The following is a 22,097-nucleotide window of genomic DNA, read 5'->3' on the forward strand; positions in this document are numbered from 1 at the left end:
TATATTTAACTCTGCTTTTTGAAAGTGAGTACACAACGTAAACCACCTAACGGTGAATGTTCAAAACTAAGTGTACCACCAAGCGCTTGCGCAATTTTACAAGACAAAGCTAAGCCCAGCCCTGTTCCACCTGTACTACGCGTACGCGAATCATCTACACGATAGAAGCGCTCACCTAAACGGGATAATTGCTCATCACTTAAACCAAACGGGCTATCATCGACATATAAAGTCCACTCTTGAGGAGTCTGGCTTGTATGAATATGAATTTTGCCACCTGTTTCTGTATAACGAATACTATTACTAATTAAATTAACAACAATCTGTTTAAACCGATCACGATCTAATAATAGCGGAGAACTTGTTCCTTCAACTTGAATTTCAAGCCCAGCCTGCTCAAGTTTTGGTTTAAAGTTTTCAACTTCCTGTAATACCACTTCCCATGGATTTACAGAGCTTAAATAACACTTAAGCTGCTGAGCATCTGCCTGTGCCAAATCCGCAAGGTCTTGGGTTAATTTTTTCAGACTTGATACCTGACGCATCATCGCATCTAAATGTTCCGGTGTTGCTTTTCGAATCCCGTCTTGCATGGCTTCAATTTGAGCCTGCAATACAGCCAGCGGCGTTTTTAATTCATGAGAAGTGTCTGCCACCCATTGACGTCGTGATTCTTCATGCTGATGTAAAATCTCTGCCAAATGGTTCAATTGAGTGGATAGGTCGCCCAACTCATCATTTCGCTTAATGACTACCTGATGCTGATAATTTCCTTTGGTTAATTCATTGGTTGCATTTAATAAACGCTGAATCGGTTTTTTAAAATAAGTTGCCATTAATAGTGCTGCAACTAAACTTGATAACAAAGTTAAAGCATAAATTAAGAGTAAATAACGCTTTTGATTACTAAAGAAGTTAATACTCAAAGCGTCTTCTTTATCCAAAACGGGTTTTAAACCCAAATATCCTACAACTTGGTTGTTTAAGATAATCGGGCGAAATGACATCTGATCTGAAGAAGGTGGTTCACCTACTACAAACTGGTGCTGCGCGTCATATAGAGATAAACGCGAACTCAATCCTAAGCGGTCTGGCAAAGCGATAAAACGCTTCTTACCATTTTGAGTTTCAATATCTTTTAAGCTTCCCTTCTTTGATTTATTTTTATCATCACTTGGACGAAACTGGTTTGCACTTAAAGGGAAACGCAATCCTTCAAAGGGTTGATATTGAGAAGGTAAATTTTGCTCAAGCGTTCTTAACTCTTCCTCACTAAAAATACTATTTTTATTAGTGGGTGCAACTTGAGGTGAGATATTGATAAGGGCATGTTCATCGAAAGAATGCTGTTGTATCGCAATGTCATATTGACGACGAAGCCACCACTGTGAGAGACGATCGTAGTCATCGGGAGCCGCGGTTCCTTCGATTTGTAAAATCTGTGCCTGAATCGCATTCCCCCAATCATGGTAAACCGTATAGACATCACCCAAATTGGTAATGAGACGGTCAAGCTTCTGCATTTCAACGTCAGCCACATATTTGGCAAAGTTCTTTTGCATTGTCCAGTGCAAAACGCTCAAGCTTGCAGTCGCAATAAGTAATGTGGTGAGCAAGACTGTCAAAAATAACCGTAATGCAATGGGAACACGTAGAACGTTCAAAAGCACTCTCTCATTTTTACGCTATATTTGGCATTGTAACCAACAACGAAAAGAAAAACTCTCCATTGTTTCTACATCTTTATTATCTAATCTTTAAGCCATCTTAAAACACAACATTAAAGGGCTTTAAATATGAAAATGACGGCAAAAATTGCATTATTCAGTGCGGCAATTGTAACAATGGGAAGTTTGGCGGCATGTCAATCGACAACTCAACCACCTAAGCCAGAGCGCGGAATGATGCAAGATGGCCCACGTGAGGGTCACCACCGTATGAAGCACCGTGAATTTACTCCAGAACAAAAAGCAGCATGGGAACAACATCGTGCAGAACGCAAAGCGCGTTTTGAACAAATCCAAAAGGCTTGTGATGGCAAGGCCAATGGACAAACAGTAAATGTTCAAGTTGGCGATAAAACACTTGAAGGAACATGTAACCTTCGTTTTGAACCAAAACGTCCTCAACCACCCGTTAATGCCCCTGCTCCTGCAGCTGTTCAAGCAAAATAACTCTAAAAATCATAAAACAAAAGGCGCCTATAGGCGCCTTTTGCTTATACATAACTATTTACGATTTTGACTATTTGTATCATATAAACATAATCAAAAGTATTTACACTCAAAGCACTTACATCATTTAAGTATTTTTTTCTTGACTTTGCAGTCACAAAGTAAAGGTCCTGAGGTGCTTGTACAGTTATGCAAGTTGTTGCACGATGTAGTAGTCCAAGGTGCCTCATGGCACATTATCATAGATTAAGATTATAACTCTGGTTTCACCAGTATTGAGGAACCCGATATGCCACAATACAAAGCGCCCTTACGTGATATGCAATTCGTTTTGCATGAATTATTAAATGCTGAAGAACACTATGCAAAATTACCTGATTTCCAAGGTAACGTAAGCCGTGAATTGGTTGATCAATATTTAGAAGCTGCGGCGGATTTCTGTGAAAATGAACTTTCTCCTTTAAACCAAGTTGGTGACCGCGAAGGTTGTACTTGGAATGATGGCGTAGTTACTACTCCAACAGGTTTTAAAGAAGCTTATCAAAAATATATTGAACTTGGCTTTCCGTCTTTATCAGCAGAAGAACAATACGGTGGCCAAGCTTTACCTAACTCTTTAGGTATTGCAATTTCTGAAATGGTTGGTACAGCAAACTGGTCTTGGGGTATGTACCCAGGCTTGTCTCACGGAGCTGTACGTACATTAGAACATCACGGTTCTGATGAACAAAAAAATACTTATTTACCAAACCTTGTTTCAGGTGTTTGGACAGGTACGATGTGCTTAACTGAGTCTCATGCAGGTTCAGATTTAGGTATTATCCGTACTAAAGCAGAACCAAATGCTGATGGTAGCTATGCAATCTCTGGCGAGAAAATCTTTATCTCTGCTGGTGAACATGACATGGCTGAGAACATCATCCATATCGTTCTTGCTCGCCTACCAGGTGCACCAAAAGGCACTAAAGGTATCTCATTATTCATCGTTCCTAAATTCCATGTAAATGCAGATGGAACTATTGGCGAACGTAATGCGGTACGTTGTGGTTCTATCGAACACAAAATGGGTATTCATGGTAACGCAACTTGTGTCATTAACTTTGATCAAGCGAAAGGTTACTTGATTGGACCTGAAAACCGTGGTTTGAACTGTATGTTCACCTTCATGAACACAGCACGTATTGGTACTGCTGTTCAAGGTTTAGCAGCGTCTGAATCATCTTTCCAAGGTGCGTTGACTTATGCGAAAGAACGTTTAGCAATGCGTTCACTTTCTGGTCCTAAAGCTCCAGAAAAAGAAGCAGACCCAATTATCGTCCACCCTGCTGTTCGCAACATGCTTTTAACTCAAAAAGCGTTTGCTGAAGGCGGTCGTGCACTTGTTTACTTACTTGCTCAATACGCTGATATCGTTGAAAAAGGCGAAACTGAAGAAGAGCGCAAGTTTGCTGACAACATCTTGTCTTTATTGACTCCAATTGCGAAAGCATTCTTGACTGAAACTGGTTCTGAATCTGCTAAGCACGGTGTGCAAGTCTTCGGTGGTCATGGCTTTATTTCTGAGCATGGCATGGAACAAATCGTACGTGATACACGTATTGCTTGCTTGTATGAAGGTACAACTGAAATCCAAGCACTTGATTTGTTAGGTCGTAAAGTATTGCAAACTCAAGGTGCAATGCTACGTGACTTCACTAAGATCATCCATAAATTCGTAGAAGCAAACAAAGACAACGCTGCTATGAAAGAATTTGTTGAACCGCTTGCGGCTCTTAACAAAGAATGGGGCGATCTCACAATGCAAATCGGTATGCGTGCGATGCAAAACCCAGATGAAGTAGGCGCTGCTGCTGTAGATTACCTCTACTTCTCAGGTTATATCACTTTAGCTTACCTATGGGCTCGTATGGCGCTTGTAGCACAAGAGAAATTAGCAGCCGGTACTACCGATGTTGACTTCTACAATGCGAAAGTAACTACTGCTCGCTTCTACTTCAAGAAAATCTTGCCACGTGTACGTTCTCATGTAGATGTTATTGCAGGTGGTCTAGATCCATTAATGTCATTAGACGCTGAACATTTCGCTTTCTAACCATAGTTAGTTGCGATATGCAATGTTAAAAAACAAAAAAGGACTGCTCAGTTTTGACGGTCCTTTTTTTATAAAATCAATGATAAATTTACACTTTAAATTCCATATCCATTTCGTTTTACAGGATATCTAGCACAGGCCAATGTGCACAAAAAAGGTGAACGATTATGCCAATTTACAATGCTCCTTTAGCTGATATGAAATTCATCTTAAATGATGTATTTAAAGCAGAACAATTTTGGCAGTCTAATGAGAAACTTGCTCATGTAGATGCTGCAACAGCTGAAGCAATTTTAGAAGAAATGGCTAAATTTGCTCAGAACGTGACTCATCCATTAAACCGTACCGGTGATGAAGAAGGCGCTCGCTATGAAAACGGCGAGGTGTTCACACCAGCTGGTTTTAAAGATGCATTTCGTCAATATGCAGAAGGTGGCTGGATTGGCTTAGGTGCCGATGAAGAATGGGGCGGTCAAGGCATGCCAAAAATGCTCACCGTTCTTTCTGATGAAATGTTATTTGCGACAAACCCATCATTTATGCTCTACCCGCTTCTTTCAGTGGGTGCAGGTATGGCTTTAAGCAGCTACGCATCTCAAGAGCAAAAAGAAACATATTTACCTAAGATTTATTCAGGTGAATGGTCAGGCACAATGTGCTTAACCGAGCCACATGCAGGTACTGACTTAGGTATTATCAAAACTAAAGCAGAACGTAATGAAGACGGTACTTATAACATTACAGGTACTAAAATCTTCATCACTGGCGGTGACCACGATTTAGCTGAAAACATCATTCACTTGGTCCTTGCTAAAACTCCAGATGCTCCTGCGGGTTCACGTGGTATCTCGCTATTTATTGTACCGAAGTACCTTGTAAATGAAGATGGTTCTTTAGGCGACCGCAACCATGTTGGTCCAGGCTCTATTGAACATAAAATGGGTATCAAAGCTTCTGCAACTTGTGTGATGAACTTTGATGGAGCAAAAGGTTACCTCGTTGGTAAAGAGAACGAAGGTCTTGCTGCCATGTTTGTCATGATGAACTACGAACGTTTATCAATGGGGATTCAAGGTTTAGGTGCATCTGAATTTGCTTATCAAAATGCTGCTCAATACGCGACTGATCGTTTACAAGGCCGTAGCGCAACTGGTGTCCAATCACCAAATAAACCTGCTGACAGCATTTTAGTCCATGGTGATGTACGTCGTATGTTGTTAAACGCACGTGCAAATAATGAAGCATCTCGTGCTTTTGCAGTGTATGTAGGTCAACAACTCGATATCACTAAATTCTCAACTGATGCAGCAGCAGTGAAAAAAGCCAATGACCGCGTTGCGCTTTTAACTCCAATTGCAAAAGCTTACCTTACAGATACAGCATTCCAAGCAACTTTAGATGCTCAGATGGTGTTCGGTGGTCATGGTTATATCCGTGAATGGGGAATGGAACAATGTATCCGTGATCTTCGTATTGCTCAAATCTACGAAGGAACTAACGGCGTTCAATCTCAAGATTTAATTGGTCGTAAAACCATTAAATGTGGCGGTGCGTTCATTGCTGAATACATCACTGAAATTCGTGACTTCGCAAATGACTTAGACACAGATTTAAACTTCATTAAAGATGCAACTTTAGATGCTGCCACTGAAATTGAAGCGATCACTCAGTTTATTATTGAACAAGCTGCTGAAAATGTAGATTTCCCGAACTCAGCTGCGGTTGATTATTTACATGCAGTGGGCTTACTCAGCTTCGCGTATATGTTTGCGAAAATTGCTGCCGCTGCTAAAGATAAGTCTGGTGATTTCTACCAAAACAAACTTGCTTTGGCTCAGTACTTTGTTGAGCGTATCTTGCCAGATATTGATGCGCGAATTGCTAAGATTAAAGCTGGTTCAGACTTAATTATGGGCTTTAGTGAAGATTACTTTACAAATCAAGCCTAATTAAGTTTTCCACAAAAACGCCTGAAAATTCAGGCGTTTTTTATTTTATATTTACTATTTCAATTGGCATGAAATTTGTTTAATTTCTAAGCATTATTAAGTAAACAAAAGATCTTACTATGCCCGATCCCAAAAAGTATGAACGTATTCTGGACCGATTTGGTCATTATGCCGTTGAAGCTTTTCATTATTTAGCCCTATTTATTATTGGCTGTATGGTGGCCTGGTCTGCAGCCAATACAGTTTTTGAAATTCTAACTGTCAAAAAGTATGCTTCAATTGATGATATTTTATTATTATTTATCTACTTAGAACTGGGAGCAATGGTTGGAATTTACTTTAAAACCAATCATATGCCAGTGCGATTTCTTATTTATGTTGCGATTACGGCCTTAACCCGTCTACTCATTTCAGATATTCAACATGACCACAAAGCGGATATCGATCAAGTCATTATTACTGGCTCAATTTTGATTTTAGCTTTATCTATTCTCGTCGTACGATTTGCTTCATGGCACTACCCATCAGTGATGAAAGAAAAACATGCAAAAACATCAACAAACTTAAAACCACCTCAACCGCAAGATGACGAGTTAGCATAAAAAAGGCCTCAATATTGAGGCCTTTTTATTTTTACATTTAACGAACTCGGTAAATGTTGTGTCTCGAGTCGACCAATAAGTATTGATTAGGGGTTTTAACCCAATGGTATCCACGTGGTGGCGCATATAAACGGTGTGCACGCCAGTCCGAAACATAATAACGGCTATGGCGATATTGGGTAGGAATACGTTCGCCACGTTTAAAAGCAACATAGTTGCCATAGTGTTTACCACGATCAGCATTTGACCAAACTGGCGCCCGATGATCATTACGGTAATCATGACGGCGGTCATCACGATGCTCATATCGATCATAGTGTTTACCATGGTTATTGTCCCAACGGTGCCCAGAATCGGCCATCGCGGTAGCTGACATACCTAACATTAATGTCGAAAGTACAAGAATGATTGGCTTTTTCATGGCCTATTTCCTTTTAATCTTGATATGAAGCTAGATTAGAAGAGACTCAAGGAGAAACCATGAATAAAACCGCTTTGATTGCTAAACTTTGTAATGACTATAAAGAAAATATGAAGAATCTGTATCTGTGCTACCATTAGCATTTTTCAAACTAGGTCAATTGCTGTGTCTGAAATCAGTTTTGAGCGTCTTCATCAATTTTTTTGTAAAGTTCCAAGTGTACAAGAAGCCCGAATTATGGCTCATGGAGCAGATGGCGAACATGCTTGGTGGTTTAAGTTCAGTATTGACGTAGAGCATGCCCTTGCATGGCAAACTGTTCAAGAGTTAGGGCATGTTTTAAACTATCTATCGACGAATGAACGCCTACCAACATTATTCTTTCCTGTTTCACCACCGCCTTACATGAACGGTGAAGCGAAAGATTTTTTATCGTGGATTATTCAATGTAATCATCCTGAATTTTCTCCAGATGTGGTCTGTGACTGGCTTGAAGCACGTTTACCAAACCCTGTAGATGACGAGTCGCAGTGGAAAATTAAGACTGATTTGAGTGAAATAGAAAAACTTGATGATAAAGCGTTGGATCAATTGATTCCGCCAGCGCCTTAAATCGGACTTATGGCACAGCCTTTACTTACAGTGATGTTCTAATTTCTTTTGTATAGGCTAATGCCTCACTTTTGAGAGGTCAAAAGTGACAAAAACCTTTGTTTCACTGGTGTTGCTTCCCTGCCACACAGTGAAACGGCGACTTCCATGTCGCTAATCACATTGCTACTTTTTGGAATACTCCAAGGCTGTTCTCGTTAGAAAGTCGACAATCCTGACCATTCCATAAAACGATAAATCCAATACTTCACTTTAGACTCATCTGCATACTTCGCGTAATCCACGCTCATCTGTCTACCTTGTAAGTTTGACCAAGAAGTATTGAAGTAATCTTGCGCATCTTTAAAGACTTGATCTTGAACTTTGCCAATGACCAACATATCTGTTTCAAGGTTGTAATTTTTTAAATTACGGGCCGTAAAATTGGCAGATCCTACAATCAACTCAGCTTGTTGGGCACTATATTTCAAAATCATTTTGCTATGGTTTTGCTCACCATGGGTATCACACCAGCGGATTGGAATGCCGGCAGCGTGTAGTTCTGAAGCTACCTGACGGTTAGGAATACCATTCTTTTGTCGACCAAACGCATCTTTATTTGGATCAAGTAAAACTCGGACAATAACGCCTCTTTCTTGAGCATTTTTTAGTGCTTGAATAATTTTACGTTCAGACAAATAGAACATACTTAAATCAAGATGCTCTTTCGGCTTCGCTGAATTAATCAATTTAAGTACAGATTGATAAATCGCCCCTTCAGTTAACACCTGAACTTGAGGTTTGGTTACGTCTTTTTCAAAGTCACCTAAAATGAGCGATGGAGAGCTACTGCCTGACATTTGCGCAACAGCAGCTTCAGTTTGGAGAACATCAGTAGCTGTTGCCCCTGTTACAACCAACGCGACATTAGAATGTCTAGAGCTGCCATCATGTGGATTTGCTGAGGTCACCAATGACTTCCAACCAGCATCAATATCGACTACCACAGTTTTACGGTGATTTGCTTTAAAGTTAAATAAGTTCAAATAGCTGCGCAGTGTAATTTTTTCATCACCGAATGGATTTGGTAACCAGCCCTTTTCAGGATTATTGCCAACATTTTGACAGCAGATGTACCAGAAACCAGACCAAAACGGGTTAGAAGCACGCAAAGGAGTTAAATTGGTTTCAATCACATCGACACCTGCCTGACGTAATTGGCGGTAGTGTTCAGGGCTTAGACCACCATAGACTGAGTTAATCGGGTCGGTAATCATAATGATCTGAATTTGGCGGTTCTGTCTTTTCTTATTCACTAATGCATCGGTTAACTCTTGCATTAACGGTCTTTGCTTGAGTTTCGAGTCACCCACTTCTGAATTAAACAAGAACATATCCACCACAATTGTGGTTTTTGCCTCCTCAATCATTTTCAAGATTTCATCAAAAATGTGTTGATCAACCTGTTGCTGTCCTTTAGCATCAAGATAGGTTTTATCAGCTAAAAATTTGACATCGGCATGTCTAAGCTTGCCACTAAAGTTAATCCCTTGTGGTAATGGTTTTACTGTGTGGTAAATCGCCGATGCAAGATATGCAATAGCAACAACGCAAAGTAATACCGCCATATAACGACGCCCTGACCAATTTATTTTTTGATGAATTCGTTGAAAAATACGCATAAAAAAGACCTAACTTGATGCTTTCAAATTAGGTCTTTTGGATTGATTTTTCAAGTTTAGTTTCGTGTTAAAGCCTTAGAAACTAAAATCAACACCTACTGTAAAATTGCGTCCAACTTGTGGAATATTTGATAAGAACGAAGCATGTTGATAAACCGTATCATCTAACAGGTTATTCGCTTTCATATAAACACGGTAATCTGTTTTTGCACCATATTGTCCAGAATATGCCAGACCAAGATTGAGCATGTTATAGCCTTCAGTTTCAGTCTCGTAAGCTGCGATTTTGTCTTGGTTAAAGACATGGTAGTACTCGGCAGAACCGCTAAAGCCATCGCCAAAATCTGCATCAACTTTAGTCCCTAAACGTCCCGCTGGAATACGTGGAGCGTTCCCTTCTGCATCAATTTTACCGCGTACATAGTCACCAAAAGCACTGATCTTGTACATTGGGGTAATTTGATAACCAATTTCACCCTCAGCACCATAGAAACGTGCTTTATCTTGAGTATATTGGACTAAACGGAAGTCTTTATAACGGTCAAGGGTTTGTGCATAGATGTAGTCATCAAACCAGTTATGGTAAACATGCAGATGATAATCAAGTTTGTCATTATCAAAATGTAAACCTAATTCAACATTATTCGATTTTTCCTTACTGAGTTGATCATTCCCCAACTCATAAGTATTCGTCGCAAAATGTCCACCATTTGCATATAACTCTTGAGCTAAAGGTAAACGCTCTTGATGGGATGCGACAAAAGAAAGTTTATAGTTCGGTGCAAACTCCCAATTCGCAGCACCTGCGTAAGAAAATGCCGAGCCATCAAAATCCTGTTTAGAATTATCGTCTACATCGATCTCTTGCTGATCTGCACGTGCAGAAAGCTCAAAATGTACGTCTTTCCATTGTTTATGTTCTAAAGCAAATACGCTCCATTTTTTGGTAGTGGTCGGAGCCATAAAAGCTTCTTCACCAGTTAAATCTAATTTTTGTTGGCCTAGCTGTGCTCCGATCACCCCTTCCCAACTTGCAATCGGGTTATGTACCAACTCAATACGACCATCATAGCCTTTGTTTTGGAATCGGGTCGCAATTGTTCCCTCTTCAATTTCGTCATGCTGATAGTCAGTATAGCTCGCTTGTGCACGTAACTTTTGGAAGCCTGCGAATGGATCATTTAACTCGGTTTTAAAATCATAACGCTCAGATTTTAAGTCAATCCATGGGCCGCCATGTTCGTGATCATGTTCTTCATGACCATGATCGTGAGCTTCTTCCCCATCTTCGTGCTCATGCTCATGTGGATCACAATGCAAATGTGGTCTTCCACCTAGATGAGCGCTACAACTTTCGTATTCATGACTATGCCCAGGCAAACCATATTGATCCCGGCGATTGCTATAAGAAATACCCGTATAACCACGGTCATAAATCCAAGACAAACCAACGTTAACTGAATCACCCTGAGCAAAAGTATTGTCTACACGGCGCTCTTTTTCACCTTCATGAATATAATTTGGTGCAATATAATTATTTGCATCACGTGTTAACCCCTCAACACGTAAAGCAACTTGGCTACCCAAGCCAACAGTTACGCCAGCGCTCGCCAGTTTTTCATCACTTCCAGTGTTATAACGTAAGCCAACTTGTCCTTCATAACCGTTTTCAGGCATTTGCGTAGGGATCTTGTTATCAATTACATTGACTAAACCACCGACAGTTCCAGCACCAAACAATAAAGTTGAAGGTCCCCGAATCACTTCCACTTGTTTTGCAAGCACAGGATCTACAGTGACAGCATGGTCAGGAGACAATGTCGAGACATCAATATTTTCTGATGAATTTTGAAGCACTTTAACACGTGGTCCATCTTGTCCACGAATCACTGGACGACTCGAACCAGCCCCAAACTGATTTGCATAAATTCCAACTTCACTACTGAGTGCATCCCCAATAGTGGCAGCACCTTGCGCTAAATGCTTTTGATCAACCACAGTATCTGCAACGGCAAAATCTTGTGACGTTTGCTCAAGTGGATGGGCCTTAATCCGAATAGTTTCTAACTTTTCAACATTTTCACTTTCTGCTGCAAATACAGGTATCGATATTGCTGCCAAAATGGATATGGTCAAAATATTTTTATAGAACAACATGAGGTGATTCTCTGATCGCTACGCCTTTTGTTTTGTTATATTATAACATTTCAGTTGTTTTGCAATAAAAAACATTTCTAATCAGATGATTCGTTAGACTGGCCAATTAAATGATGTGAGTAAATTCTAATTTCTAATGCCTTTTACCATCTCTCATGCCGTTATAGCACCACCTCTTTCCAAGCTTAGTCAAAACACTTTACCAATTGCGGCATTAGCAATTGGCAGTATGACACCCGATCTTTACCGCTTATTTACAATGCAATCAGGGATGTTGACTCATCAATGGAAAGGACTTTTCTACCCAAATCTTGCATTAGGATTATTATTCTGTGCTATTTGGTATTTACTTTATCGGCCTGTAATGTATCGTTTTTTTGGCATTCAACATGATCTTGACCTCCACTCTATAAAACGTATTTTTTTATTTTTGATTGGAACATTACTTGCACTTATTTTAGGGATTGCAACTCATTTAATTTGGGATGGCCTAACACATTCTGACTTTCGGACTTTTGCATTTAAAGATGTATTAGCAACCACAGTTCATCTTTTCGGGCATCCTTATCCCTTACATCGTCTTTTGCAGCTAGGCACCTCAGCTCTTGCCTTACCTTTTATTGTCTGGATGAGTGTTCACTATTATCAGCGCTATAAACAACACTGGAAAGTAAACTATAAAATTAAAATTTTCGCATGGTGTCTGTTCATTCTATCTACACTGTTAGGTTTATTCTCTTTTTGGGATTATGCCCGTTACATTCCTCATGAAGTTTGGCATGCCGATACCTATTATTTCACTGGTCGTTCTATTAATGAATTTATGCAAGGCTGGCTAAGTACCTTTAGCTTAGGATGCTTACTATTCTTGATTTTAGATCGACAAAAAAGAATGGGGTGAATACTTAAAGTTGCTGCCAAATTGCTCATTTTCAGCTTAATTTCTGCGGTTTTTTGATCTAGTTCTTGTGGCAAACCATCCAACAAGGCATAATCGAAAACTTACTTTTTTGACGGTGCGCGGTTTACGCATCCGTCCTTTCAGCCAATATAGTTTGGATAATCTTCATCATGATGCGAACTCATTACTGTGGCTCTTTAACTGAAGCCCAAATCGACCAGACCGTTACACTATGCGGTTGGGTACATCGTCGCCGTGACCATGGCGGTGTTATTTTCCTTGATATGCGTGATCGTGATGGTCTCGTTCAAGTGGTTATTGACCCAGATACTCCAGAAGCATTTGCAACTGCAGATAAAGCACGTTCTGAATATGTATTAAAAATTACAGGTCGTGTTCGTCGCCGTTATGAAGGTACTGAAAACCAAAATATGGTGAGTGGTCAAATCGAAGTTTTAGGCAAAGAAATCGAAGTTCTTGCTGCTTCTGAAACTCCGCCATTCCCGTTAAATGATGACACGATTAACGTGTCAGAAGAACACCGTTTAAAATATCGTTTCTTGGACATCCGTCGTCCAGAAATGTTAGATCGCTTACGTTTCCGTTCTAAAGTAACTAACTTGATCCGTAATTATTTAGACGATCACGGTTTCTTAGACGTTGAAACTCCGATTTTAACTCGTGCAACTCCTGAAGGCGCACGTGACTATTTAGTACCAAGTCGTGTACAAAATGGTAGCTTCTACGCACTTCCACAATCACCACAATTGTTTAAACAATTATTGATGGTTGGTGGTATCGATCGTTACTACCAAATCGCGAAATGTTTCCGTGATGAAGACTTGCGTGCTGACCGTCAGCCAGAATTTACTCAAATCGACATTGAAACATCGTTCTTAAATGACGATGAAATCATGGATTTGATGGAAGGCATGACTGTTAAACTATTTAACGACTTGCTTGGCGTAAAATTTGAAAAATTCCGCCGTATGCCATATAGCGAAGCAATGCGTGATTATGCATCTGACAAACCAGATTTGCGTATTCCGTTGAAACTCGTTGACGTTGCAGACTTAATGCAAGAAGTAGAGTTCAAAGTATTTGCTGGTCCTGCAAAAGATCCTAAAGGTCGTATTGTTGCGTTACGTGTTCCAGGTGCAGCATCATTGCCACGTAGTGCAATCGATGAATACACCAAATTCGTTGGCATCTATGGTGCTAAAGGTTTAGCGTACATTAAAGTTAATGAACTCGCTAAAGGAATTGAAGGTCTTCAATCTCCAATCGTTAAATTCATTGAACCGATTGTACTTGAACTGTTGGAACGTGTTGGTGCACAAGATGGCGATATCGTATTCTTCGGTGCTGATAAAGCTAAAGTCGTAAATGATGCAATGGGTGCACTTCGTGTCAAGATTGGTCATGACTTGAAACTTTCAACTTGTGAGTGGGCTCCACTTTGGGTTGTTGATTTCCCAATGTTTGAAGAAACTGATGATGGCAAATGGACTTCTGTTCACCACCCATTCACTCTACCTAAATCTAGCGTAGAAGATGTGAAGAGCAATCCGGGTGAAGCACTTTCTGTTGCTTACGACATGGTATTGAACGGTACTGAAGTTGGTGGCGGTTCTCTACGTATTTACACATTAGAAATGCAAAAAGCGATTTTTGAAGCGCTTGGTATTTCTGATGAAGAAGCAGAAGAGAAATTCAGCTTCTTGCTGAATGCACTTCGTTACGGTGCTCCTCCTCACGGTGGTTTGGCATTTGGTCTTGACCGTTTAGTTATGCTTATGACTGGCGCGACTTCTATTCGTGATGTTATTGCATTCCCGAAAACCAAGACTGCTGAATGTCCACTTACTCAAGCACCTGCTCCTGTTGAAGCAAATCAGCTTCGTGACTTGGGCATCCGCTTACGTGAAAAGCCAAAAGCTGAAGAATCTAAATAATTTTTAGATTTGTAAATTAAAAAACCCTGCTCATGCAGGGTTTTTTAATGAAAAATATCAGCCACATATTCGGTTTATCTAAGCTATGCTTTGCGAATAAGCAGGTCAGTGGCATAATAGGTTGCTTTTAATTTAGAGGTCAGCTTTATGGCTATGCGCCCTGATGTACGTCGACATGCTTTAATCGTGATTGTATTCTCTCTTGCGCAATGGTTTTTGATGCGCTATATCCTTGCAAATGAATTATTTAACATCACTACAAGTCAACGTATCCTTTATTTCTGTGTAAGTAGCTTAGCAGGTGCATTGCTTATTTTTGTTGCGCTGATTTATATGGTTTTAAAAGGAAATGCGGATAAAAATTAATATCCGCATTCCATATAAAATTTAGAAAATCTTAAATTTATTTCCCAATATAATTATCACATAACTGAAGTAGTTCCGGATGTCTGTCATGTTGATGGACAATAGGAATAATTTCTTCATTGCGATTGATAATAAAACCTTGATCATTAACTGCAATTTGATCTATTGGGTATAACCCAAGAGTTACAATAATTGATTTAAAGGGTTGACAGCGAGTTACATCAGCTAAATTATTAGTAATTAATAATTTATTATGCATGGCTTGATCATAAATTCTTTCAGACATTTTGTGATATGGCTGTTTGCAGAATTCCTCAATCATCTTATTGATATAGACTTTAATTGATTCATGATCACCAATAGTGACCCCTGAACAAGATACTTGCTCATCTTTTGCAAGATTATAAAAGCCCTCTCCATACGCATCCTTAATCCATTTTTGATTATATTGCTCAGTACCAATCGTATAATCTGGATTTTCCATCCCTACCAATAGTCCTTTGCCAAGATTTTTAAAAGGATTACTCTGGAAAAAAACATCACGAACGTCGCTAAGCAATACATGTGAAGCATCAGGATGACTTTCTACAATTTCCTTATATTCAAAGAAACGGCTCACATGTGGATAACCAGTAATTTTAAGAGCTTTAATTTTTGAATCAGGAACTGCTTCATTTACAGTTAAGCTAATAATTTTTTTCAAAACATTTTTTACAAGCTTAAACTTATAAATACCTGAATATTTTGATTTTGATTTAAATTTTCCAATAGTTGAAACTTTAAATTCAATTTTAAAACCTTTGATATCTGAGAATGCATTCACAAACTCAGTCATTTGTTCTTTATAGATAATTAAAGACAATATTCCATCAAAGTTAGCCTTTTCCAAAGAATAGACAAAAGAAGAGATGAGGTCAGCGTTGTATCCCGTTGCCGACCCGATAATAATATTTTTTTGCTTAATCATAAAATTAATAATAAAACCGAAAAAACGGCTAAATTATATATTTATTAAGTATATATTTCTTTAATTTAACTCTTAAGTAACGTAATAAATCACTGTCATCTTGTGAAAGTGGAGTGATTAAGCTTCTTTCCTTTTCTAGATAACTTAACGCATCATCATTTTCAATAATTGGGTGATCGAATAAAAAGCTGACATAGAAACTAAAATCCCCTCGCCCCACAAGATCTTGCCAATGGTCATAAATTTTTATCGGTTGATGATAATCAACCAACATTTGAGCCATTTTACGATCTACAACATAGGCATAAGCATAAGCAAGTTTTTCAAGATAGTCGTAATCAACTTTTAAAACTTTTTGGTTATACAATTCTTCGGGTAAAAACTTCCCACGAACACGATTGCATATTTTCATTTGAATACCGCCTAAGCTTAGGAAAAAGCAAGGCCCTAAGTTCAAAGAACGAATATGTTTTTCTAAATCTTGGAAATCAATTTCAAAACGTTCAATTACATCATCTTCAAAAATAATGGCATATTCGTCATCAGAATTTAAAAAATCTTTTAATGCAGCAATATGTGACATTGCACAACCAAGTTCACCAGGCGTCATTGGTTTTTTCTTGCCTGCTACACCCTGTTGAAAATACTCACTCACACTTAAATTTTTACCTATAACCCCAAATTGCTTAAATTCATAGCGATATTTGTAAAATGTTGCTTGAGAGTACAACTTTTTTAAACGTTCACTATTAGCAGATTCAATACTGATTAAATATTTTTTCATTTCATTCAAATGTTAAAATGAGTCAGGGATAGTCTATCTAATTATAGTTATATCGAGTGTAAAATTTAATGCTAAATCGCCTGATTCAAAAAAAATGGTACAAGTACCAACAAGCAAAAAAAGCAAAATCTTTTGACTCTCATTGGTATATGCGTTTTGGCTGGTTAGAACAACCTTTTACAGCACTTAATCAATTAGACTCTCTGTTTGAGATCCATTCCCCTAGAAAGTTTACCTTTGCAGATAGTTTTTATGCTTATGAAAATGGTCGTCATTTCATTTTTTTTGAAGAAGTGGATGATGAGCATCCCGTGGGCTTTCTTTCGGTCTTGGAAGTTTTTAAAGATGGAACCTACACACCGCCTGAAACTATTTTAAAACTTGATTATCACCTCTCCTATCCTTGCGTATTTAAAATAGATAACACATGGTACATGGTCCCTGAAACATCTGCCAATAAAACAATTGAACTTTGGAAATGTACTGAGTTTCCACTGAAATGGGAAAAGCATTCTAATCTGATCGAGAATATCGAAGCGGTCGACAGCACGCCTTTTTATCATGAAGGTTTATGGTATCTTTTTACTTCAACGCGTCGTGATTGTAAGAAGTTTGGTGACCGCCTAGACCTTTTCTTTACCGAAGATATTTTAAATCCTAACTGGCAAGAGCACCCAATGAATCCAGTGTGCCGAGGTAGTCAGCAGTTCCGTATGGCAGGTAAACCTTTTATTTATAAAGGGCAACTGGTTCGACCAAGCCAAGATTCTTTAAAACGTTATGGCGGCAATATCGAATTAAAAGCGATTACTCAGCTTAGCCCTACAGCTTATGAAGAAAAATTACTAGAAGTGGTTTTACCAGATTGGAATCAAGCAGATGACGGTTGCCATACTATTAATGTTGAAGATAACTTCGTGGTACTCGATGCTATCCGCCTTACACCAAAAAATAATTAAGTCTTTAGCAGGCCTTTATAAATATTAAACGTCTGCTCGGCCATGGCTGGTACAGTCAGTTCAGCCTTGGCTTTTGCATATAGCGAGCTAAAGTCACTTTGTGCCTCTGGTTGAAGTGCACATTGAATCGCTCTTGCTAAACCTTGTGCATCTCCAATTTCTGCCAGATATTGTTCTGGCAACCACTCGATCACACCATTCACTTTGGTTGAAGCCATTGCTTTATCGGCCTGTAAAGCTTCAACCATAACAAGTGGAAAACCTTCTCGGTCTGACGATAAAACTACAATATCAGCCAACTGCACCAGATCACGTGCATCAGTTCTAAACCCAAGAAAAGCGACCCGATTTTGCATGTTTAATTCACTGACTTGTTTTTCCAAACTTGCTCGAAGTGAACCATCACCAATAATCCATAAATTGGCATCAATCTGCTGCATCGACTCAATCAGTAAACTGATATTTTTTACTGGCTCTAGGCGCCCAATGCACATAACTACTTTTTTGCTTGTGTCTAGCTCAGCAAAATCTTTTTGAATCGATTGAAGTAACTTTTCTTTATTTTCAGTTGTAAGTACAGGTTGTGGATATACCCCGTTATAAATCACGTGTGCTTTAGACTCAGGAATACCTTGCGTTAGCGCTTGGCTCACCGCAATAACAGCATCACCTGCTAAATAAACAGACTTATTCTTTTTAGTACCATGAACAGTCGTTACAAACTTTGGACCAGATAAAAATGGCTTAATGCGGGCAATCAGCTCAGCCGCTTTTCCTGCTTGTGCATGAACAATGGCGGGTTGAATTTGCTGGATAAGATTTTTAAGTTGCCAGAGTAAAAGAATATTCCAACGGCTACGTGCAAAATCGACGGCATGAAAATGTACTTGTTGGCTAAACTTGTCTACATAGCAAGGATGTGCAATCACATGTACTTCATGATTTAAAGCGAGCTCATTAACAAGATTAAAAGTATGCTGCTCTAATCCACCAACTCCACCGCTAGTTGCCAATACCTGAACAATTTTCATAGCTTACCTACTTATTTCTTATCTTTATTCATGGTTTGTTCAAACAGCTTTGCTTCTTTTAGAAAAGCATAAAACGCGTTAATCATACTATTTACGAAACCACGCCAACCATTTAAGAAACTACGGCGAATAAAATAAGACTTCATAAAAGTCACAGGCATCACCAAAATCAATTTAGCCACACTTGGAGACTTTCCTTTTTGGTATTTCTCTAATGCTTTCAAGTTGGAATATTGGTTATTTTTTTCGACCTTAACGAAAATGCTCGACTCGCCATAATGATAAATATCATGTTGAGCACGCTGAGTCTCTCCCTCTACAATCACATTTTCATGGACTTTATTGGCAAGGTCATAATGCCCTTTAGACTTACGAAAAAAACGCACTTTTGCATGTTTTTTAGTATGTTTACTATTCGGAACACCTAAAAATACATCATTAATTGGAGTGATTAAGGCATCAAGTTTGTTCTGTTGAATTGTTTCAACAATCTCTTGTTTTAACTCGTTAGATAAGACTTCATCGCCATCTAAATTGAGTACCCAATCATTTCGGCATTTTGCTAAAGCTAAACTTTTTTGCCCTGCATAGCCTTGCCAGTCTTGATGAGAAATTTGAGTATTTTCAAAACTCTGAGCAATTTCATAAGTATTATCAGTACTGCCCGAATCTAAAATAATTACTTCATCAAACTCACTAACACTTTGCAAAGTTCGTTCTAACCAAGCACCACAATTTAAGGTGACAATATAGACACTACATGGAATTTTATTCATAACTTATAACGTCCTTTAGCAAGGGCGATACGCATCTGTAAAGCATTCATGGCACCATGCGTGCTGACACGTGGAATATTAAATTGATTACTTACTTCATACGCTTCGATTTTTTTACGAGTCGATACGGCGTTTTTAAAGCCAATCTCTTGAGCCATTTTCTGGTGCTTTTCGTTAAATCGGCCAAATGGATAAGCAAAGCTCGGACATTTTCCCACTAACGCTTCAACGTCACGTTTAGACTGAAGCATTTCATCATAAGCGGTTTGGTCATCAAGCTTAAGTAAGTTCACATGATGTTGAGTATGCGCACCAAACTCAATGATACCAGATTTGGCCATTTCATGGATTTGCTCATGAGTTAGCTTTTCAATTCCTTCAATTTGAGTTGCCAAATAAATGGTTGCTTTTGCATTATATTTTTTAAGTAATGGATAGGCATAAAGATAATTATCCATAAAGCCATCATCAAAACTTAAAGCAACGACATTCTTTTGATTACGGTATTGTTCAAGCTCAGAAACAAAGCAAAAAGTAGCCTTTTTACGCGTCAACAACTGTAAAAGTTGTTCAAACTTCTCAGGAGGCATGTTCATACCTGAGGCTGCATCTTTAGGAGTAACCTGATGCAACATCACAATGCGTGGTAGTTTACTCGAACGAAACGGAAGCCAGAATGTATAATTACCCAGCACATATAACAGTGCAGCAAGTGCTAGTAGGCCTACCGCAACGTACAAAAACCACATCATGCATATACCTCATGTGACCATTCATAATCTTCTGAAAAGGGCTGCTTAAATGTCACTTCAACCATAAACTGGGTGATGCGTTTAGCATTGAAAGACCTACGTGTTTTCTCCCAACCCTCTTTCGCTATTTTTTCAGCCTGATCTGGGTTTTGATTAAAGAATTGGATCTTCTTGGCCAAATCAAACTGATCATCAAAGTAAACCACTTCCTGCTCGGTGTAGAGCTTCTCAAAGCCCGGAATTCGTGGGCTAAAGGTAAGTAAACCATTACCAGTCAGCTGAACAATACGGTCAGAACTATACAAGGTGACATCATTACGGCGTGAGTAATTAAGTCCCATTTTTGTTTCAGAGAGAACTTTATAATACGCTTTACCATAAACACCGGGTTGTTCAAAACAACCATAGTATTGATAGTTTACATGCCCTTGTTGCAAAGCACCTGCCAAGTCCTTTAAGAACTTTTCACGCTCAGGTTCTTTATAGACCACACCGCAGAAAATAAAAGTCTTGTCAGTCTTAGAGTTTGAAAATTGCTGTAGTGTTTCTACATTACGGTGACCGACATTTGGCAAATAGGCCACGCTTAAATGAGGTTGCTTTAGCTTTTGTAGATATTCTCCGCCTGTTGTACAGAAAATAGCATCTAAGTACGGCGAGAATGCTTTGACAAAGTCCAGTTTGTTTTCAAGATAAAGCGGATCAACATACCAAAATGCAATTTTAGTATTTGGATAAGATTCTTTAATTTGTCTTAAAACATCTGGACTCATTAAGTCACTATGCCCAATGAGCACCAGATCAGGTTCAATATTATTAACGACCTTTAGAACTTCTTTATTAGCCCAATTGGCACCCAGTTTTTTTGTTTTAAAAATGGTTCCCATACGAGCCATGTCACGAAAACTAAAATCATAAACGAAATGGCCATTTTCAATTAATCCGGCAGAAATTTTACGGTCTGTGCAGTAAAAATGGGCGCCTTGTTTATTAAAGCCAAAATTTGCAATATGCAATATTTTCATTTATTTACTCAAAATAAAAAATTTAATTCTTTGATAAAAGATATGTTGCCACACGGTCCGCTTCTTTAAAAGCATAAGGTTGTGGTAACTGTACAACACAAGTCTGCTGTGAAATTAATTGTGATTCTAACATTTGATCAACTGAGTGCGTAATCCGGTCGTCTTTCAAACGGTCCATTGCCATCACCCCGACTCGACAACCCGCAGTAAGTGCCTCAAAAATCATAGACACGCTGTCTTCTGTGACCCACACAGCTTCTGCTTTTTGCATTTCCTCAAAAATCCAGCCTTGAGGTGTTTGCTCAACTGGAAATATATGTAAATGCTGGGCAAAGCTTTGTTGCTTTAAAATATCGACAAACTCTGCCGGAGTTCGACGTGAAGTCGTCAGAATAATTTCAGCGTCTGGATTATTCTCAACAATTTTTTTAACACTACTTAATACTTTATCTTGGTTCCATTGATGTCGTTTAGATGAACCACCTAATGCAATTAAAACCCTAGCTGTTTGATGTTGATTTTCATTACGAATAGGATTTAATGCGCCACGTGTGACAATCACATGGCTGTTGGCGTGAATGCCGTCATGCTCTGGAATAACCGCATAGTCAAAGCAACCAATCGGTAAACTCGGCTTCATTAGAATAATCGTTTTAGCCTTTTTAAAAATTTTACCGACTAACCAAACACGAAAATGTGTATGACTTCCCACGCCAAATACAAAATCAGGCGCTTGTTTAAATAAGGAGGTTTTTGAAGAGAAAAGTGCCTGAATTAAAGAAATAATCGGCAAATCAGTAATTAGAACCTCTTCAAAAGTTGTTTCTGGCTGTTGTCTTTGCATTGCCTGAAACAAGCCTAATGCTTGTGAGCGGTGTCCTGCCTTACCATCAGACACATAGACAATATGCAT

The 22,097-nt window shown here is 38.8% G+C and carries 20 protein-coding genes; 9 read left to right on the forward strand and 11 right to left on the reverse strand.

Translation table 11 applies throughout. From position 1 onward, the window contains the following. Positions 1-5: 5 nt before the first annotated feature. Entirely contained in the window at positions 6-1,664 is a 1,659-nt protein-coding gene (gene baeS / locus KTI78_RS12515; protein WP_016143070.1) for a sensor histidine kinase efflux regulator BaeS, read from the reverse strand. A gap of 132 nt (positions 1,665-1,796) precedes the next feature. Between baeS and KTI78_RS12520 the strand changes: the two genes are divergently transcribed. The 4 genes from KTI78_RS12520 to KTI78_RS12535 all read left to right on the forward strand — a co-directional run bounded on the left by KTI78_RS12520 (position 1,797) and on the right by KTI78_RS12535 (position 6,817). After that, on the forward strand, positions 1,797-2,174 hold the full coding sequence (locus KTI78_RS12520; protein ID WP_016143069.1) for a hypothetical protein: 378 nt from the start codon (positions 1,797-1,799) through the stop codon (positions 2,172-2,174). A gap of 289 nt (positions 2,175-2,463) precedes the next feature. Continuing rightward, complete coding sequence (locus KTI78_RS12525) at positions 2,464-4,266, forward strand: acyl-CoA dehydrogenase C-terminal domain-containing protein (RefSeq protein WP_206239236.1); 1,803 nt, start codon at positions 2,464-2,466, stop codon at positions 4,264-4,266. A 167-nt stretch (positions 4,267-4,433) separates the two neighbouring features. Continuing rightward, positions 4,434-6,215: an acyl-CoA dehydrogenase C-terminal domain-containing protein gene (locus KTI78_RS12530; protein ID WP_239975449.1), complete on the forward strand. Its 1,782-nt coding sequence runs from the start codon at positions 4,434-4,436 to the stop codon at positions 6,213-6,215. Between the two features lie 119 nt (positions 6,216-6,334). Beyond that, on the forward strand, positions 6,335-6,817 hold the full coding sequence (locus tag KTI78_RS12535; RefSeq protein ID WP_262446268.1) for a phosphate-starvation-inducible protein PsiE: 483 nt from the start codon (positions 6,335-6,337) through the stop codon (positions 6,815-6,817). Positions 6,818-6,854: 37 nt separating this feature from the next. Here KTI78_RS12535 and KTI78_RS12540 read toward each other — a convergent pair whose 3' ends face one another. Further along, positions 6,855-7,238: an RcnB family protein gene (locus KTI78_RS12540; protein WP_016143065.1), complete on the reverse strand. Its 384-nt coding sequence runs from the start codon at positions 7,236-7,238 to the stop codon at positions 6,855-6,857. A gap of 165 nt (positions 7,239-7,403) precedes the next feature. On the opposite strand from KTI78_RS12540, the gene KTI78_RS12545 reads away from it, so the two are divergent. Beyond that, entirely contained in the window at positions 7,404-7,850 is a 447-nt protein-coding gene (locus KTI78_RS12545) for a hypothetical protein (RefSeq protein WP_002116392.1), read from the forward strand. 197 nt (positions 7,851-8,047) lie between these two features. On the opposite strand, the gene KTI78_RS12550 is transcribed toward KTI78_RS12545, so the two are convergent. Together KTI78_RS12550 and znuD are read right to left on the reverse strand one after the other, a co-directional pair. Then, a complete protein-coding gene (locus KTI78_RS12550) occupies positions 8,048-9,511 on the reverse strand; it encodes a phospholipase D family protein (RefSeq protein WP_262446269.1) in 1,464 nt (487 codons plus the stop codon). A 75-nt stretch (positions 9,512-9,586) separates the two neighbouring features. After that, complete coding sequence (gene znuD, locus KTI78_RS12555) at positions 9,587-11,668, reverse strand: zinc piracy TonB-dependent receptor ZnuD (RefSeq protein WP_262446270.1); 2,082 nt, start codon at positions 11,666-11,668, stop codon at positions 9,587-9,589. A 136-nt stretch (positions 11,669-11,804) separates the two neighbouring features. On the opposite strand from znuD, the gene KTI78_RS12560 reads away from it, so the two are divergent. The 3 genes from KTI78_RS12560 (at position 11,805) to KTI78_RS12570 (ending at position 14,890) form a co-directional block, all read left to right on the forward strand. After that, entirely contained in the window at positions 11,805-12,569 is a 765-nt protein-coding gene (locus tag KTI78_RS12560) for a DUF4184 family protein (RefSeq protein WP_262446271.1), read from the forward strand. A gap of 170 nt (positions 12,570-12,739) precedes the next feature. Continuing rightward, on the forward strand, positions 12,740-14,524 hold the full coding sequence (gene aspS / locus KTI78_RS12565; protein ID WP_262446272.1) for an aspartate--tRNA ligase: 1,785 nt from the start codon (positions 12,740-12,742) through the stop codon (positions 14,522-14,524). Positions 14,525-14,671: 147 nt separating this feature from the next. Further along, entirely contained in the window at positions 14,672-14,890 is a 219-nt protein-coding gene (locus KTI78_RS12570; RefSeq protein ID WP_009389608.1) for a hypothetical protein, read from the forward strand. A 37-nt stretch (positions 14,891-14,927) separates the two neighbouring features. Here the strand turns inward: KTI78_RS12570 and KTI78_RS12575 are convergent, their stop codons facing one another. Together KTI78_RS12575 and KTI78_RS12580 are read right to left on the reverse strand one after the other, a co-directional pair. Next, positions 14,928-15,857, reverse strand: a complete 930-nt coding sequence (locus tag KTI78_RS12575; RefSeq protein ID WP_262446273.1) for a lipooligosaccharide outer core biosynthesis glycosyltransferase GtrOC6 — start codon at positions 15,855-15,857, stop codon at positions 14,928-14,930. A 28-nt stretch (positions 15,858-15,885) separates the two neighbouring features. After that, a complete protein-coding gene (locus KTI78_RS12580) occupies positions 15,886-16,641 on the reverse strand; it encodes a glycosyltransferase family 25 protein (RefSeq protein WP_262446274.1) in 756 nt (251 codons plus the stop codon). Positions 16,642-16,709: 68 nt separating this feature from the next. On the opposite strand from KTI78_RS12580, the gene ghy reads away from it, so the two are divergent. Then, the gene (ghy, locus tag KTI78_RS12585; RefSeq protein WP_224992686.1) at positions 16,710-17,600 is read left to right on the forward strand and encodes a glycosyl hydrolase Ghy; all 891 of its coding nucleotides are present in this window, start codon (positions 16,710-16,712) and stop codon (positions 17,598-17,600) included. Here ghy and KTI78_RS12590 read toward each other — a convergent pair. From KTI78_RS12590 to KTI78_RS12610, 5 genes are read right to left on the reverse strand one after another with little or no spacing between them, the layout of a single operon-like run. Further along, the gene (locus KTI78_RS12590; protein WP_262446275.1) at positions 17,597-18,631 is read right to left on the reverse strand and encodes a glycosyltransferase; all 1,035 of its coding nucleotides are present in this window, start codon (positions 18,629-18,631) and stop codon (positions 17,597-17,599) included. The two genes, ghy and KTI78_RS12590, sit on opposite strands and share 4 nt — an antisense overlap. 11 nt (positions 18,632-18,642) lie before the next feature. After that, on the reverse strand, positions 18,643-19,407 hold the full coding sequence (locus tag KTI78_RS12595) for a glycosyltransferase family 2 protein (protein ID WP_262446276.1): 765 nt from the start codon (positions 19,405-19,407) through the stop codon (positions 18,643-18,645). Then, complete coding sequence (locus tag KTI78_RS12600; RefSeq protein ID WP_262446277.1) at positions 19,404-20,159, reverse strand: polysaccharide deacetylase family protein; 756 nt, start codon at positions 20,157-20,159, stop codon at positions 19,404-19,406. The genes KTI78_RS12595 and KTI78_RS12600 overlap by 4 nt, the downstream gene beginning before the upstream one ends. Further along, the gene (locus KTI78_RS12605; protein WP_262446278.1) at positions 20,156-21,184 is read right to left on the reverse strand and encodes a glycosyltransferase; all 1,029 of its coding nucleotides are present in this window, start codon (positions 21,182-21,184) and stop codon (positions 20,156-20,158) included. Before KTI78_RS12605 ends, KTI78_RS12600 begins: the two co-directional genes overlap by 4 nt. Before the next feature lie 22 nt (positions 21,185-21,206). Next, positions 21,207-22,097: a mitochondrial fission ELM1 family protein gene (locus tag KTI78_RS12610; protein ID WP_262446279.1), complete on the reverse strand. Its 891-nt coding sequence runs from the start codon at positions 22,095-22,097 to the stop codon at positions 21,207-21,209.

It is taken from the genome of Acinetobacter sp. WU_MDCI_Abxe161 (assembly GCF_025514355.1).
Lineage (GTDB): Bacteria > Pseudomonadota > Gammaproteobacteria > Pseudomonadales > Moraxellaceae > Acinetobacter > Acinetobacter pittii_E.

Bases quoted from the DNA above. Each gene is read 5' to 3' on its own strand.
- KTI78_RS12530 (WP_239975449.1), top strand. From the start codon at position 4,434: ATGCCAATTTACAATGCTCCTTTAGCTGATATGAAATTCATCTTAAAT.
- KTI78_RS12550 (WP_262446269.1), bottom strand. From the start codon at position 9,511: ATGCGTATTTTTCAACGAATTCATCAAAAAATAAATTGGTCAGGGCGT.
- KTI78_RS12520 (WP_016143069.1), top strand. From the start codon at position 1,797: ATGAAAATGACGGCAAAAATTGCATTATTCAGTGCGGCAATTGTAACA.
- KTI78_RS12525 (WP_206239236.1), top strand. From the start codon at position 2,464: ATGCCACAATACAAAGCGCCCTTACGTGATATGCAATTCGTTTTGCAT.
- KTI78_RS12600 (WP_262446277.1), bottom strand. From the start codon at position 20,159: ATGATGTGGTTTTTGTACGTTGCGGTAGGCCTACTAGCACTTGCTGCA.
- KTI78_RS12610 (WP_262446279.1), bottom strand. From the start codon at position 22,097: ATGCATATTGTCTATGTGTCTGATGGTAAGGCAGGACACCGCTCACAA.
- znuD (WP_262446270.1), bottom strand. From the start codon at position 11,668: ATGTTGTTCTATAAAAATATTTTGACCATATCCATTTTGGCAGCAATA.
- KTI78_RS12570 (WP_009389608.1), top strand. From the start codon at position 14,672: ATGGCTATGCGCCCTGATGTACGTCGACATGCTTTAATCGTGATTGTA.
- KTI78_RS12595 (WP_262446276.1), bottom strand. From the start codon at position 19,407: ATGAATAAAATTCCATGTAGTGTCTATATTGTCACCTTAAATTGTGGT.
- KTI78_RS12605 (WP_262446278.1), bottom strand. From the start codon at position 21,184: ATGAAAATATTGCATATTGCAAATTTTGGCTTTAATAAACAAGGCGCC.
- KTI78_RS12540 (WP_016143065.1), bottom strand. From the start codon at position 7,238: ATGAAAAAGCCAATCATTCTTGTACTTTCGACATTAATGTTAGGTATG.
- ghy (WP_224992686.1), top strand. From the start codon at position 16,710: ATGCTAAATCGCCTGATTCAAAAAAAATGGTACAAGTACCAACAAGCA.
- aspS (WP_262446272.1), top strand. From the start codon at position 12,740: ATGATGCGAACTCATTACTGTGGCTCTTTAACTGAAGCCCAAATCGAC.
- KTI78_RS12560 (WP_262446271.1), top strand. From the start codon at position 11,805: ATGCCTTTTACCATCTCTCATGCCGTTATAGCACCACCTCTTTCCAAG.
- KTI78_RS12590 (WP_262446275.1), bottom strand. From the start codon at position 18,631: ATGAAAATTGTTCAGGTATTGGCAACTAGCGGTGGAGTTGGTGGATTA.
- KTI78_RS12535 (WP_262446268.1), top strand. From the start codon at position 6,335: ATGCCCGATCCCAAAAAGTATGAACGTATTCTGGACCGATTTGGTCAT.
- KTI78_RS12580 (WP_262446274.1), bottom strand. From the start codon at position 16,641: ATGAAAAAATATTTAATCAGTATTGAATCTGCTAATAGTGAACGTTTA.
- KTI78_RS12575 (WP_262446273.1), bottom strand. From the start codon at position 15,857: ATGATTAAGCAAAAAAATATTATTATCGGGTCGGCAACGGGATACAAC.